Source organism: Cupriavidus sp. 8B (assembly GCF_054589115.1).
On the sequence record NZ_BAAILO010000529.1, the window covers coordinates 1 to 250 of the forward strand.

The window sequence follows — 250 nt, forward strand, 5'->3', positions numbered from 1 at the left end:
ATGACGCTCGCCATCGGAGTCGGCGAAGGCCTCGGTATAGCCTTTGTCGACACCAATTTCCCCTGTACCGCAGGGGCGCCCTTCGGCCTTCGACGTCGCGTAGTGGATTTCGACCGCGTCACCCTTCACGATCACACGCAGGTTGCAACCCGTAAGGTCCACGTTCTTGCCGTTGCTGTTCGTCGTGAGCAGTTCAAGGCCCTTCCGGCCCCGGCGTGGGCGGAGAAACATCGATGCGCTATAAGGAGAA

1 pseudogene is annotated in these 250 nt (G+C 60.4%); it reads right to left on the reverse strand.

What is annotated here, in order from left to right:
* Positions 1 to 250, reverse strand: a pseudogene (locus ACYP5B_RS46490) (hypothetical protein); the annotation flags it as partial.